Here is a 13,501-nt window from a genome sequence, read left to right as displayed (position 1 = left end):
GCGCTGAGCGCAGTTTCGGCGCGAACAGGGCCGAGTCAGGCGATCGGATACGGCCAGGGATTGAACCGGCAGACCTTGCCGTCGGCCTTGACGAAATCGGGGTCGAACTTGGCGGCGTCGTCGTTGGACGTGGAGAACGTCTGCTGCATCATCACCGGCGCCAGGCCGCCCTGCTGCTCGCAGGGCTCGTGGCGCACATACCCGATGGCGTGGCCGACCTCGTGGTTGATCACGTACTGCCGATAGGAGCCGACGTCGCCCTCGAACGGCACGGCCCCGCGCACCCAGCGCGCCTCGTTGATGAACACCCGCGCCTGCCGGTCGGCGCCGTAAACCGGGTTGTAGCACGATGTCTCGAGCCGGAACTCGTAGCCGCAGCCGCCGCGCACCGTCACCGGGGACACCAGCGAGATGCGAAAGTCGGGCTTGGCTTTGTTGTTCGGGTTGGCTTCGTCGACGCGGATGAACGCGAATTGCGGGTTGTGCGTCCAGCCCTTGGGATTGGCCAGCGTCTGGTCGATCATCTGGGCGAAGGCCTCGTCGCCGCCGAACATCGTGGGGTCCATGCCGTTTTCGACCTCGACGGTGTAGCGGAACACCTTGCCGGTGCCCTGACCGATCTGCGGGGTCACGCCCGGCACGACGTGCCAGGACTTGTCGCCGGCCTCGGTGAAGGGTCCGCCGTCCGGCAGCGTCCCGGCCGGCAGATTGGCGTCGAAGGCGGCGAGCCCGCGGGGCGGCGCGTCCATGATCGACGTGCCCACCGCCCCGATGTCCGGTGTGCCCTGGATGGATTGGGTCGCCGTCGGTTTCGGCGCGCCGGTGCCGGTCACCGTCTGATAGATCACCAGCGCGGTGAGCACCACCAGGGCGGGCAACGCGTACGCGCGCCAGCCGTAGGTGGAGACGAACCGGCCCAGCCACGTCTGCTTGCGCCAGCGGCGCGAGCGGTCCCGGTCGACGCGGGCCCGTCCGGCGTCCCGGGCGATCGGGTCGCGCAGGGCCCGCAGCGGTTCCCGCCACTCGTCGCGCAGCACCGGAACCCGGCCGGTGCCGTGCTCGGGCCGCTGGGAGGTCATTTTCCCAGGATTGCACAGCGCGCGCGGTCACCGCCCTTGGCGCGCCCGAATGCGCGCGCGACGCGGCCGCCACCGGCGCGGACTGCGGCGATAGCGATCGTGGCGGCCCCATCGGTAGTAAGGTCGTTGCGACTAGCCGCGCGCGGCTGGCCCCGGCGGGCGGACGGCCAGTTGCAACGACCGAATGAGGACTCGATGAGCGATCTCGCCAAGGCGACGGCACGACGTGCCGTCAAACCGGCCGAGCGGGTTCGGCCGGGCGACGCCCCGCGAGACGGCATCGTGACCGCCAACCGGCGCGGCAACCGCCTGCCCCGCGACGAGCGCCGCGGCCAACTGCTGATCGTCGCCAGTGACGTCTTCGTCAACCACGGCTACCACGCCGCCGGCATGGACGAGATCGCCGAACGGGCCGGTGTCAGCAAACCCGTTCTGTACCAACACTTTTCTTCCAAGCTGGAGCTCTACCTGGCGGTGCTGCACCGGCACGTCGAGAACCTCGTCTCCGGCGTGCAGCAGGCCCTGAAAACCACCACGGACAACCGGCGGCGGCTGCACGCGGCGGTGCAGGCGTTCTTCGACTTCATCGAGCACGACAGCCAGGGCTACCGGCTGATCTTCGAGAACGACTACGTCACCGAGCCCGAGGTGGCCGCGCAGGTGCGGGTGGCCACCGAGGCGTGCATCGACGCCGTTTTCGACCTGATCAGCGCCGATTCGGGGCTGGATCCCCACCGCGCCCGGATGATCGCGGTGGGACTGGTCGGCATCAGCGTGGACTGCGCCCGCTACTGGCTGGACTCCGACCGCCCGATCTCCAAGTCCGACGCGGTCGACGGCACCGTCCAGTTCGCCTGGGGCGGGCTGTCACACGTGCCGCTTACTCGCCCTTAGCGGCCTTTCCCGCGGCCCGGGCGGCCGCGGATTCGGCGCCGATCCCGAACCCGACCCGGCGGGCGTCGGCGACCCCGATCTCGACATAGGCGATCTTGGAACTCTGGATCAAAAAGCGGCGGCCCCGCTCGTCGCTCAGGCTGAGCAGACCGGAGGCGTCGCGCAGCGCGGCGCCGACGAGCTCCTCGACCTCGTCCGGCGTCTGCGCGCTGGACAGGACCAGCTCGCGCGGACTGTCCGTGATACCGATCTTGACCTCCACCGTGGCCCCTTCCGCATGCTGTCGAAGTCTTGAAGTCATCCGACGTGTCAGCAGCAGGCTAGTGGACGCCCGCGCGGCGCATGTCCCCCCGGGCCGTGGTTCGCGATGAGCGAAACGTCGTCCGCCCGAAGATAACGATTCGCTCCCAGCTCGGCCACATGGCGCTCGGCGCCCCGGCGGGGCATCCACCACATCAGTAACATCGGCACCATCAGAAACATGCTTACCGATCGTCTCGGCCCAGTTCACGACTACCCCGACGACGACTACGACGACGGAGCCGACACCGACGTCCTGGGCGGCTACGGCGAGCTGGCGTGGCCGGCGGACACCCGCTGGCGCCCGGCGGCCGCGATCCTGGGCACCGTGGTGGCCGTCGGCGCCATCGCGACCGCCGTCATCATCAACAGCGGCGACAGCGCGTCGACCAAGGCCACCGTCGGGGCGCCCGCCCCGCACCCGCTGACGTCGGCACCGAGCGCGTCGCCCAGCCCGGCGCCCAGCGCCTCGGTGCCCCCGCTGCCGCCCGAGACGGTGACGACGGTGGCCCCGCCGCCCAGCGCGTCCCCGGTCCCGGTGCCGGCGCAGACGCCGACGGCCGCGCCGCCGCCCGTCGCCGCGCCGCCCCCGGTCGCGCTGAATCCGCGGACCGTCGTCTACAGCGTGACGGGGACGAAACAGCTCCTCGACCTGGTCAACGTGGTCTACACCGACGCCCGGGGCTACCAGCACTCCGAGTTCAACGTGTCGCTGCCCTGGTCGAAGGTGATCGTCCTGAATCCGGGCGTGCAGACGGTGTCGGTGGTCGCGACCAGCTTCTACGGCCATCTCAACTGCTCGGTCGTCAACGCCGCCGGTCAGGCGGTGGCGATGTCGGCCAACGGCGGCCCGGTGGCCACCTGCAGCCGCTAGCTCAGGCCCAGTTCGCGCATCCGGCGGTCGTGGGTCTGCTGCAGGCGGTCGAAGAACGCGCTGAGCTGGCCCAGGCCGCCGGGGCCGGCCACCACCAGGTCGACCAACTCGTCGTGCTCGGCCAGCACGTACTGGGCCTGGGTGATCGCCTCGCCGAACAGGCGGCGGGACCACAGCGCCAGCCGGCTGCGCTGCTTGCCGCTGGACATCACCGCGGCGCGCACCTCGGCGACGACGAACTGCGAATGCCCGGTCTCCGACAGGGCCGCGCGCACCACGTCGGCGACCTCGTCGGGCAGCCCGTCGGCGATCTCGAGGTACAGGTCGGCGGCCAGCGCGTCGCCCACGTACGTCTTCACCAGGGCTTCCAGCCAGGTGCTCGGCATCGTCAGCCGGTGGTAGTTCTCCAAGGCCGAGACGTACTTCGCCATCGCGGCGACCACGTCGACGCCGCGGCGCTCCAGCGCGTCGCGCAGCAGCTCGTAGTGCTGCATCTCGGCGGCGGCCATGCACGCCATGGAGATCCGTCCCCGCAGGTCGGGGGCCATCCGCGCCTCGTCGGTGAGCCGGTAGAACGCGGCGACCTCGCCGTAGGCCAGCACGGCGAACAACTCGTTGACGCCCGGGTGGTCCGCCGACAGGCGGGGGGCGGGCGAAGTGTCCACCTGGCCGGCGGGGGCGGGCACCGACGAGGGCGCCGAAGAGGGCGGGGTCATGGCAACACTCTAGTCGGCGGAATTAGGACAAACTGGGCGCCAGCTATCGACCAGCTATCATGGAACCCGGTATCGGCTGAAATTCAGTAGTGAGCCGGTACCGGCGAAATGTGCGTGCACAGCTGGCCCGCCCAGCCTGAGCCCCGCTCAGGCTGTAACGAGGGCCGCGACTCGGCGACGAATCGGAGTCGGAAACTCGTGCGCGCGTGACCGCGACAGAGAAACAACCGACAACACCGATACGTCACCGAAAGGCTTGTCATCCACGCATGACCGCACTCATCAGCACAACTGAAGCGACCCCCAAAACCACCTTCGCCGGCCTCGGCGTGCGCGACGAAATCGTCCGCGCGCTCGCCGAGAAAGGCATCGAGAGCCCCTTTGCCATCCAGGAGCTGACCCTGCCGCTGGCGCTCGCCGGCGACGACGTGATCGGCCAGGCCCGCACCGGCATGGGCAAGACCTTCGCGTTCGGCGTGCCGCTGCTGCAGCGCATCACCGACGGGACCGCCGCCCGGCCACTGAACGGCACCCCGCGGGCGCTGGTCGTGGTGCCCACCCGCGAGCTGTGCCTGCAGGTGACCGACGACCTCGCGCTGGCGGCCAAGCACCTTGTCGCCGACGAGGGACGCGCGCTTTCCGTGGTGTCCATCTACGGCGGGCGCGCCTACGAGCCCCAGATCGACGCGCTGCGCGCCGGCGCCGACGTCGTGGTCGGCACCCCCGGCCGGTTGCTCGACCTGTGCCAGCAGGGCCACCTGCAGCTGGGCGGGTTGTCGGCGCTGGTCCTCGACGAGGCCGACGAGATGCTCGACCTGGGCTTTTTGCCCGACATCGAGCGCATCCTGCGACAGATCCCCGCCGACCGGCAATCGATGCTGTTCTCGGCGACCATGCCCGGCCCGATCATCACGCTGGCCCGCACGTTCATGATCCAGCCCACCCACATCCGCGCCGAGGCGCCGCACTCGGCCGCCACCCACGACACCACCGAGCAGTTCGTCTACCGCGCCCACGCGCTGGACAAGGTGGAGCTGGTGAGCCGCGTGCTGCAGGCCCGCGACCGCGGCGCGACGATGGTCTTCACCCGCACCAAGCGCACCGCGCAGAAGGTCGCCGACGAGCTGGCCGAACGCGGTTTCGCCGTCGGCGCCGTGCACGGCGACCTCGGCCAGATCGCCCGCGAGAAGGCGCTCAAGGCGTTCCGGTCGGGCGAAATCGACGTGCTGGTCGCCACCGACGTTGCCGCCCGCGGCATCGACATCGACGATGTCACCCACGTCATCAACTATCAGTGCCCCGAGGACGAGCAGGCCTACGTGCACCGCATCGGGCGCACCGGCCGCGCCGGCAAGACCGGCGTCGCGGTCACGCTGGTGGACTGGGACGAGCTGCCCCGCTGGACGATGATCGACAAGGCGCTCGGCCTGGGCTCCCCCGACCCGGCCGAGACCTACTCCAGCTCCCCGCACCTGTACGAAGAGCTGGGCATCCCCGCCGAGGTGGGCGGCACGGTCGGCACGGCCCGCAAGTCGCACGGCCAGCGCCGAAGCGCTGCGACTGGCACGCAGAAGTCCGACAACGCTGAGAAGTCTGGGAAGTCCGGCCGCTCGCGCTCGGGCGCGCGCCGCCGGCGCACCCGCGGCGGCCAGCCCGTCACCGGGCACCCCAGCGCCGCCAACGGCGAGGCCGCCGCATCGGCGCCGCCCGCGGCGCCCGCCGCCCCCGCCGGGACCGGCGGGTCCGGCCGGCGCCGCCGCCGGCGCCGCAAGCCCGCCGAAGGCTCAGCGGCAGTGGCCAATTCGGCCGCCACGCCCGCCGGCTGACGGCCCCGCGGAAACGCATGGTCAAACCGGAGCGCCGGACCAGGGGCGACATCGTCGCCGCCGCGACCATCGCGGTCGTCGTGGCCGTCGCGGCGGCGCTGATCTGGTGGACCAGCGACGCCCGGGCCACGATCAGCCGCCCGGCCGCCGTGCCGCTGCCGGCACCGACTCCCGCCAAGGTGGTGCCGGCCGCGCTGAATCAGCTGTGGACCGCCCGGAGCCCCGGCACCAGCGCGCCCGTGGTGGTCAGCGGCACGATCGCCACCGGCGACGGCCGGCAGGTCGACGGGCGCGACCCGGGCACCGGCCAGTCCCGCTGGAGCTACGCCCGCGACCGCGACCTGTGCGGGGTTTCCTGGGTTTACCACTACGCCGTCGCCGTCTACCGCGACGACCGCGGCTGCGGGCAGGTCAGCACCCTGGACGGGGCCACCGGCCGGCGCGGGGCCGCCCGCAGCGGCTACGCGGATCCGCGCGTGCGCCTGTCCTCCGACGGCACGACGGTGCTCTCGTCCGGCGACACCCGGCTGGAACTGTGGCGCTCGGACATGGTCCGGATGCTGGCCTACGGCGAGACCGACGCGCGGGTCAAGCCGTCGGCGCGGGGGCTGCACTCCGGTTGCCGGCTGGTCTCGGCGGCCGCCAGCTCGTCGGCGGTATCGGTGCTGGAGAGCTGCGCGCAGCAGGCCGACCTGCGGCTGGTCCTGCTGCGCCCGGGCAAGGAGGACGACGAGCCCCAGCAGCGCGTCGTGGCCGAACCCGGGATCGGGGCGGATTCGGGCGCGCGCGTGCTGACCGTCTGGGAGAACAACACGGCGGTGTACCTGCCCGCGCCGCAGCCCCGGGTGGACGTGGTCGACGACGCCGGCACCACCGTCGCAAGCACGCTGCTGCCCAGGCCGCCGTCGAACGCGGCGGCGGCGTCGCAGGCGGGCAACCTGGTGACCTGGTGGACCGGCGATTCGCTGATGGTCTTCGACGCCGCCAACCTGACCCTGCGCTACACCATCGCCGCGGGGGAAAAGGCGCCGCTGGGTCCCGGCGCGATGATGGCCGGCCGGCTGCTGGTGCCGGTCACCGGCGGCATCGGCGTCTACGACCCGGTCAGCGGCGCGAACGAACGCTACATCCCGGTCAACCGGGCGCCGAGCACGTCGGCGGTGATCCCGGCCGTTTCCGGGGCGCGGGTGTTCGAGCAGCGCGGCGACACCGTGGTGGCGCTGGGCTGAGGCGCCGGCACTAGACCTCGACGGCGAAGGTGGGCAACGGTTTTCCCGACTTCCAGTGCTTGATCAACGCCTGCGCCAGCTCGCCGTAGGCCGACGCGCCCTTGTTCTTGCGCCCGGCCATCACCGACGAGCCCGACGCGCTGGCCTCGGCGAAGCGCACCGTGCGCGGGATGGGCGGGGCGAGCACCGGCAGGTCGTAGCGGTCGGCGACGTCGAGCAGCACGTCGCGGGTGTGGGTGGTGCGCGAGTCGTACAGCGTCGGCAGGGCGCCCAACAGCCGCAGCTCCGGGTTGGTGATCTGCTGGACGTCGGCGACCGTGCGCAAGAACTGGCCGACGCCGCGGTGCGCGAGCGTCTCGCACTGCAGCGGCACGATGACCTCGTCGGCGGCCGTCAGCCCGTTGAGGGTGAGCACCCCCAGCGACGGCGGGCAGTCGATGACGACCACGTCGAACTGGTCGGTGAGCTTGGCCAGCGCGCGCTTCAGCGCGTACTCGCGGCCCGCCCGCATCAACAGCATCGCCTCGGCGCCGGCGAGGTCAATGTTGGCCGGCAGCAGCGTCATTCCCTCCATCGTGGTGACCAGCGCGGCGTTCGGCTCGACCTCGCCGAGCAGCACCTCGTGGACGGACGCCGGCAGCTTGTCGGGGTCCTGGCCGAGGGAGAAGGTCAGACAGCCCTGCGGATCGAGGTCGACGAGCAGCACCCGTTTGCCCTCGTCCGCCATCGCCGCACCCAACGACGCGACCGTCGTCGTCTTGGCGACGCCCCCCTTCTGGTTGGCCACCGCCAGCACCCGGGTTTTGGTCACAAGCGCCGCTCCTCTCCCCATCGTCGCCGCGCGGTACAGTGCCCATCCTGGCATGTTCGACCGCGGTGCGCTGCGGGCTTCGACCCCCGCGACTCCGGCGAGCCGCGGGCGCGGTCGGGCAGAATCGGTCGATATGGGCCTGCACGATCACCAACTGCTGCTGCTTCGCCACGGCGAGACCGAATGGTCGAAATCCGGCCAGCACACCGGCCGCACCGAGGTCGAGCTGACCGACGCCGGCCGGGAGCAGGCCAAGCTGGCCGGGCGGGAGCTGGGCGAACTGGGGCTCGTCGACCCGCTGGTGATCAGCAGCCCGCGGCGGCGCGCGCTGGACACCGCCGAGCTGGCCGGACTCACCGTCGACGAGGTGTCCGACGTGCTCGCCGAATGGGACTACGGCTCCTACGAGGGGCTGACCACCGACCAGATCCACGAGTCGGTGCCCGATTGGCTGGTGTGGACGCACGGCTGTCCCGGCGGCGAGAGCGTGGCGCAGGCCAGCGCGCGCGCCGACCGCGCCGTGGCGATCGCGCTGGAGCACATGGAGTCGCGTGACGTGGTGTTCGTCGGCCACGGCCACTTCTCCCGTGCGGTGATCACCCGCTGGGTCGAGCTGCCGCTGGTCGAGGGCAGCCGGTTCGGCATGGTGACCGCCTCGATCGCGGCCTGCGGGTTCGAGCACGGGGTGCGGCAGCTCACCGCGCTCGGACTGACGGCCCAGTGATTCCGCCGTTCGCGCTGTGCGGGCCGCGCGGAACGCTGGTCGCCGACGGCGTGCGCGCCGGGTATCGCGACGTGGCCGCGGCACAGGCGGTGCTGCGCGCCGGGTCGGTCCCAATCGTGTTGGGCGCGTTGCCTTTCGACGTTAGCGGTTCCGCGGCCCTGCTGGTCCCGGACGCCGTGCGCCGCGGCGACGGGCCGCCCGACTGGCCGACGGGCCCGCTGCCGGCGGTGCGCATCGCCGCCGCCCTGCCGCCGCCGGCCGACTACCGCGCCCGGATCGCCCGCGCCCGAGACGCACTCGCCGCGCCGGACAACCCGTTGCACAAGGTGGTGCTGGCCCGCGCGCTGCGCCTGGTCGCCGACGCCCCGCTGGATGCGCGAATTATCCTGCGCCGCCTCGTGACCGCCGACCCGGCCGGCTACGGCTACCTCGTCGACCTGAGCCCCGCCGGCGGCGACTACGCCGGCGCGACGCTGGTGGGCGCCAGTCCCGAACTCCTGGTCGCGCGCGCCGGCGACCGCGTCGTGTGCCAGCCGTTCGCCGGCTCGGCCCCGCGTGCCGCCGACCCGGACGTCGACGCCGCAAACGGCGCCGCGCTGGCCGCGTCGGCCAAGGACCGCCACGAGCACCGGCTGGTGATCGACACCATGCGCGCCGCCCTGGAACCCCTGTGTGACGAGCTGACCATCGCGCCCGAACCCCAGTTGAGCCGCACCGCGGCCGTCTGGCATCTGTGCACCCCGATCAGCGGCCGGCTGCGCGAGAAGTCAACCACGGCAATCGATTTGGCGCTGACGCTGCATCCCACCCCGGCGGTCGGCGGGGTACCGACCAAGTCGGCGACCGAACTCATCGCCGAGCTGGAGGGCGACCGCGGCTTCTACGCTGGGGCGGTGGGGTGGTGCGACGCCGCCGGCGACGGCCGCTTCGTGGTGTCCATCCGGTGCGCGCAGCTGTCGGCCGACCGCCGCACGGCCGTCGCGCACGCCGGCGGGGGCATCGTCGCCGAATCCGATCCCGACGACGAAGTCGCGGAAACCACAACGAAATTCGCCACCATCCTCAGCGCATTGGAAGTCGAGCAGTGATGCCGACCATTCGCCGCGCCGCGCCGGGAGACGCCGCCGACATCGCCGACATGATTCACGCGCTGGCCGAATTCGAGCGCGCCGCCGACGAATGCACCGTCACCGAAACACAAATCTCCACAGCGCTTTTCGGCGATTCGCCCACGGTGCACGGCCACGTCGCCGACGTCGACGGCCAAATCGCCGCCATGGCGCTGTGGTTCGTCAACTTTTCCACCTGGGACGGTGTCGCGGGCATCTACCTCGAAGACCTGTTCGTGCGCCCGGGATTTCGCCGCCGCGGCCTGGCCCGCGCGCTGCTGGCCGCGCTGGCGCGTGAGTGCCGCGACAAGGGCTACACGCGGTTGTCGTGGGCGGTGCTGAACTGGAACGTCGACGCGATCGCGCTCTACGACGGCGTCGGCGCCGCGCCGCAGCGCGAGTGGACCACCTACCGGCTGTCGGGCCCCCGGCTGGCCGAGCTGGCCGGGCCGCCCTGATCGCCGGCGGCCCAGCGCACCGCCGCCGGGCTGAACAGCAAGCCCAACACCGCCAGCGCCACGACGGCCAGCGGAATGCCGAAGGCCAGCCGGTGCGAGCCGACCCCGAGGTACCAGGCCACCGGCAGCAACAGCAGCTGGGTGAACACCGCCAGCCCGCGCCCCCAGCGCCTGCCGACCACCAGCGCGCGCCCCGCGGCCAGCACGACGCCGCCGACCAGGATGAACCACACCGCCGTGCCTAGCCCGTTGACCACGCGCTGGTCGGCCCCCGCGATGCCCCGCACCACCAGCACCACGGCCACCACCAGTGCGGCTATGCCCTGCACGGCGACGATCAGGCCCGCGCCGCGCACGGCGCCCGGGGCGGCTGCAGGCTGCACAGCGTCAGCGTAGTCAGGCCGCATAAGCTCGGGGATCATGCGCGCCGTGCTGATCGTCAACCCCACCGCCACCTCCACCACCCGGGCCGGTCGCGACCTGCTGGCGCACGCGCTCAAGAGCCGCCTGCAGCTCACCGTCGAGCACACCACCCACCGCGGGCACGGCGCGGAACTGGCCCAGCGGGCGGTGCAGGACGGGGTCGACGTGGTCGTCGTGCACGGCGGCGACGGCACCGTGAGCGGGGTCGTCAACGGCCTGCTGGGCCGCCCCGACGCGCGCGCCGCGTCCCCGGGCGCCCCGGTGCCCGCGCTGGCGGTGGTGCCCGGCGGCTCGGCGAACGTGCTGGCGCGATCGCTGGGCATTCCACCGGATCCCGTCGCGGCCACCAACCAGCTCATCCAGCTGCTCGACGACTACCGCCGCCACCAGACGTGGCGGCGGATCAGCCTGATCGACTGCGGCGAGCGCTGGGCCGTGATCAACGCGGGGATGGGCGTCGACGCCGAGGTGGTCGCCGCGGTGGAAGCCCAGCGCAACAAGGGCGTCAAGGTCACGCCGCTGCGCTATTGGCGGGTGGCGATCCCCGTCACGCTCGCCTTCCGGCGCCGCGAACCGACCCTCACGATCGAGCTGCCGGGCCAAGAGCCCGTCGCCGGGGTGCACTTCGCCTGGGTGTCCAACACCAGCCCCTGGACCTACAGCAACAGCAGGCCCCTGGTGACCAACCCCGACTGCAGCTTCGAGTCGGGCCTCGGGGTGTTCGCGCTCACGGCCATGCAGGTGTTCCCGACGCTGCGGCTGGTCCGCCAGCTGCTGACCAAAGGCCCCAAAGGCACCCACAAGCAGCTCATCCGCGACGACGACGCCCCCTGCCTGACGGTGACCGCGACCGCGGGCCCGGTAGCCAGCCAATTCGACGGGGATTACCTCGGCCTGCGCCAAACCATGACGTTCCGGGCGGTGCGCGACGCGCTGCCCGTTGTGGCCCCGCCCACAAAAAGGGCCTCCGAGCTGCGCTGACGCCCGGGCCGCGAGATTTCCCCGGGGTGCGCGGCCTGGCAGTGTAGTACAACGGAGTAAGGGCCCGACTAAGAAATCACTGAAGTGAGATAGCCCACGAGGCAACTCGACACTATTGACATCTGTTGAGCCTGTGAAACGATCGAAAGGTTGCATGCAGAAATTTCGTAGGGGTGCGGACCCTTTTCTAGTGCACGCGTTAACAGCCGAAGAAAAAAGGCCGTGCGTCTTGCTGCGCACTCAGTGAGGAGTAATTACTTATGGATTGGCGCCACAAGGCGGTCTGTCGCGACGAGGACCCGGAGCTGTTCTTCCCGGTAGGGAACAGCGGCCCCGCGCTCGCGCAGATCGCTGACGCGAAACTGGTCTGCAATCGGTGCCCGGTGACCACAGAGTGCCTGTCCTGGGCCCTGAACACCGGCCAGGACTCGGGCGTCTGGGGGGGCATGAGCGAAGATGAGCGGCGTGCATTGAAGCGTCGCAATGCCCGGACGAAGGCCCGCAGCGGAGTCTGACCCAGTTTGCAGACAGTGCGGCCCCGACGATTGTCGGGGCCGCACTGTTGCGTAGTCCTATAGCAACAACCGCGTCCGCCGGCCGATCGGCACCCGCAGCACCACATCGGTGCCGCGCGCGGGGGCCCGGTTCATGCTCAGCGTGCCGTCCAGCTCCGCGGACACCAGCGTCCGCACGATCTGCAGGCCGAGGCTGTCGGAGGTCTCCAGGCTGAAGCCCTCGGGCAGGCCGCGCCCGTCGTCGTGCACGACGACGTCGAGCCAGCGCGCCGAGCGCTCGGCGCGGATGGTCACCGACCCCACCGGGGCCGCCGGGTCGAAGGCGTGCTCGATGGCGTTCTGGACGAGTTCGGTGATCACCATGATCAGCGCCGTCGCCCGGTCGGAGTCCAGCACGCCGAGGTCGCCGACCCGGTTGATGCGGATGGGCCGGTCCACCGACGCCACGTCGTTCATGATCGGCAGGATCCGGTCGATGACCTCGTCGAGGTTCACCTGCTCGTCCACCGACATCGACAGCGCGTCGTGCACCAGGGCGATCGACGACACCCGGCGCACCGACTCGATCAGCGCCTCGCGCCCCTCGGCGTTGGCGGTCCGCCTGGCCTGCAGGCGCAGCAGCGCCGCCACGGTCTGCAGGTTGTTCTTCACCCGGTGGTGGATTTCGCGGATCGTGGCGTCCTTGGAGATCAGGGCCCGGTCGCGGCGCTTGACCTCGGTGATGTCGCGGATCAGCACCGCGGCGCCGGCGCTGGCCCCGTGCACCACCAGCGGCACCGTCCGCAGCAGCACCGTGGCGCCGCCCGCGTCGACCTCCATCCGCATGCTCTCCCCGCCGGCCACCAGGTCGCGCACGTGCTCGGCGACTTCCTGCGCCTCGAACGGGTCGGAGATCAGCGGCCGCGTCACCTCGATGAGGTTGCGGCCCTCCAGCTCCGACGTCAGCCCCATCCGGTGGTAGGCCGACAGCGCGTTGGGGCTGGCATAGGCGACGACGCCGTTGACGTCGAGGCGGATGAAGCCGTCGCCCACCCGCGGGGTGGAGCGCGACATGACGACGTCGCCCACGTCGGGAAAGGTGCCCTCGGCGAGCATGTGCACCAGGTCCGTGGCGCACTCCCGGTAGGCGGTCTCCAGCTGGCCGGACGCGCGGCCGGCCGCCTCGGCGGTTTGATGCCGCGTCAGCACGGCCACCACGTGCCCGCCGTAGCGCACCGGCGACGCCTCGATGTGCGGGCCGGGCAGCGGCCACGAATGTTCTTGGCCCGCATCGCTTTCCGGTACGGCGGGCCCGGAGACGAAACTCTCGCCGACGAGCGGTAGCCGGCCGGCGGGGACGACGCTGCCCACCGCGTCGGTCTGCAGCACCGTCGGCGCCGTGTTGGGACGGCACTGCGCCACGCACACCAACACGCCGTCGTCGCGGCGCACCCACATCAGGTAGTCGGCGAAGGACAGGTCGGCCAGCAGCTGCCACTCCCCCACCACGGCGTGCAGGTGGTCCACGGCGTTGCCGGGCAGCATGGTGTGTTCGGCGAGCAGGTCACCGAGCGTGGACATGC

Annotated in this window: 15 protein-coding genes; 9 read left to right on the top strand and 6 right to left on the bottom strand. The window is 71.5% G+C overall.

The annotated features are described in order from the left end of the window. Nucleotides 1–35: 35 nt before the first annotated feature. A complete protein-coding gene (locus AC5Y4Z_RS10715) occupies nucleotides 36–1,079 on the bottom strand; it encodes a DUF3152 domain-containing protein (RefSeq protein WP_499963473.1) in 1,044 nt (347 codons plus the stop codon). Nucleotides 1,080–1,274: 195 nt separating this feature from the next. On the opposite strand from AC5Y4Z_RS10715, the gene fasR reads away from it, so the two are divergent. Next, nucleotides 1,275–1,973, top strand: coding sequence for an HTH-type transcriptional activator FasR (gene fasR, locus AC5Y4Z_RS10710; protein WP_499963471.1), 699 nt, complete (start codon nucleotides 1,275–1,277; stop codon nucleotides 1,971–1,973). Here the strand turns inward: fasR and AC5Y4Z_RS10705 are convergent. Beyond that, the gene (locus AC5Y4Z_RS10705; protein ID WP_499963469.1) at nucleotides 1,960–2,235 is read right to left on the bottom strand and encodes a DUF3107 domain-containing protein; all 276 of its coding nucleotides are present in this window, start codon (nucleotides 2,233–2,235) and stop codon (nucleotides 1,960–1,962) included. The two genes, fasR and AC5Y4Z_RS10705, sit on opposite strands and share 14 nt — an antisense overlap. Before the next feature lie 201 nt (nucleotides 2,236–2,436). On the opposite strand from AC5Y4Z_RS10705, the gene AC5Y4Z_RS10700 reads away from it, so the two are divergent. After that, nucleotides 2,437–3,147: an MmpS family transport accessory protein gene (locus tag AC5Y4Z_RS10700; RefSeq protein ID WP_499964729.1), complete on the top strand. Its 711-nt coding sequence runs from the start codon at nucleotides 2,437–2,439 to the stop codon at nucleotides 3,145–3,147. Here the strand turns inward: AC5Y4Z_RS10700 and AC5Y4Z_RS10695 are convergent. After that, nucleotides 3,144–3,833, bottom strand: a complete 690-nt coding sequence (locus AC5Y4Z_RS10695) for a ferritin-like fold-containing protein (protein ID WP_499964727.1) — start codon at nucleotides 3,831–3,833, stop codon at nucleotides 3,144–3,146. The genes AC5Y4Z_RS10700 and AC5Y4Z_RS10695 overlap by 4 nt on opposite strands. Before the next feature lie 299 nt (nucleotides 3,834–4,132). Here AC5Y4Z_RS10695 and AC5Y4Z_RS10690 point away from each other — a divergent pair, with 299 nt between their 5' ends. Together AC5Y4Z_RS10690 and AC5Y4Z_RS10685 are read left to right on the top strand one after the other, a co-directional pair. Continuing rightward, a complete protein-coding gene (locus tag AC5Y4Z_RS10690; protein ID WP_499963466.1) occupies nucleotides 4,133–5,689 on the top strand; it encodes a DEAD/DEAH box helicase in 1,557 nt (518 codons plus the stop codon). 17 nt (nucleotides 5,690–5,706) lie between these two features. Continuing rightward, a complete protein-coding gene (locus tag AC5Y4Z_RS10685; RefSeq protein ID WP_499963464.1) occupies nucleotides 5,707–6,918 on the top strand; it encodes an Rv3212 family protein in 1,212 nt (403 codons plus the stop codon). Nucleotides 6,919–6,928: 10 nt separating this feature from the next. Here the strand turns inward: AC5Y4Z_RS10685 and AC5Y4Z_RS10680 are convergent, their stop codons facing one another. Beyond that, nucleotides 6,929–7,729: a ParA family protein gene (locus tag AC5Y4Z_RS10680; RefSeq protein WP_499963462.1), complete on the bottom strand. Its 801-nt coding sequence runs from the start codon at nucleotides 7,727–7,729 to the stop codon at nucleotides 6,929–6,931. A gap of 133 nt (nucleotides 7,730–7,862) precedes the next feature. On the opposite strand from AC5Y4Z_RS10680, the gene AC5Y4Z_RS10675 reads away from it, so the two are divergent. Genes AC5Y4Z_RS10675 through AC5Y4Z_RS10665 form a run of 3 tightly spaced genes read left to right on the top strand, consistent with a single transcriptional unit; the run spans nucleotide 7,863 to nucleotide 10,020 of the window. Beyond that, nucleotides 7,863–8,453 (top strand): acid phosphatase, encoded by a 591-nt coding sequence (locus AC5Y4Z_RS10675; protein WP_499963460.1) that lies wholly within the window; start codon nucleotides 7,863–7,865, stop codon nucleotides 8,451–8,453. Next, nucleotides 8,450–9,541 carry an isochorismate synthase gene (locus AC5Y4Z_RS10670; RefSeq protein ID WP_499963456.1) on the top strand — a complete coding sequence of 364 codons (1,092 nt, stop codon included), beginning with the start codon at nucleotides 8,450–8,452 and terminating at the stop codon, nucleotides 9,539–9,541. The genes AC5Y4Z_RS10675 and AC5Y4Z_RS10670 overlap by 4 nt, the downstream gene beginning before the upstream one ends. Then, nucleotides 9,541–10,020, top strand: a complete 480-nt coding sequence (locus tag AC5Y4Z_RS10665) for a GNAT family N-acetyltransferase (protein ID WP_499963454.1) — start codon at nucleotides 9,541–9,543, stop codon at nucleotides 10,018–10,020. The genes AC5Y4Z_RS10670 and AC5Y4Z_RS10665 overlap by 1 nt, the downstream gene beginning before the upstream one ends. Here AC5Y4Z_RS10665 and AC5Y4Z_RS10660 read toward each other — a convergent pair. Further along, nucleotides 9,972–10,427 (bottom strand): hypothetical protein, encoded by a 456-nt coding sequence (locus AC5Y4Z_RS10660; RefSeq protein WP_499963452.1) that lies wholly within the window; start codon nucleotides 10,425–10,427, stop codon nucleotides 9,972–9,974. The two genes, AC5Y4Z_RS10665 and AC5Y4Z_RS10660, sit on opposite strands and share 49 nt — an antisense overlap. 13 nt (nucleotides 10,428–10,440) lie before the next feature. Here AC5Y4Z_RS10660 and AC5Y4Z_RS10655 point away from each other — a divergent pair, with 13 nt between their 5' ends. Beyond that, complete coding sequence (locus AC5Y4Z_RS10655; RefSeq protein ID WP_499963450.1) at nucleotides 10,441–11,424, top strand: diacylglycerol/lipid kinase family protein; 984 nt, start codon at nucleotides 10,441–10,443, stop codon at nucleotides 11,422–11,424. A 260-nt stretch (nucleotides 11,425–11,684) separates the two neighbouring features. Beyond that, nucleotides 11,685–11,939 (top strand): transcriptional regulator WhiB1, encoded by a 255-nt coding sequence (gene whiB1, locus AC5Y4Z_RS10650; protein ID WP_023371700.1) that lies wholly within the window; start codon nucleotides 11,685–11,687, stop codon nucleotides 11,937–11,939. 57 nt (nucleotides 11,940–11,996) lie between these two features. Here the strand turns inward: whiB1 and AC5Y4Z_RS10645 are convergent, their stop codons facing one another. Then, entirely contained in the window at nucleotides 11,997–13,499 is a 1,503-nt protein-coding gene (locus AC5Y4Z_RS10645; protein ID WP_499963448.1) for a sensor histidine kinase, read from the bottom strand. Nucleotides 13,500–13,501: the final 2 nt, after the last annotated feature.

This window comes from Mycobacterium sp. NGS63 (genome assembly GCF_059812295.1).
Note: the sequence above shows the minus strand (reverse complement) of the source record. Positions and strands in the feature narration are given on the sequence as shown.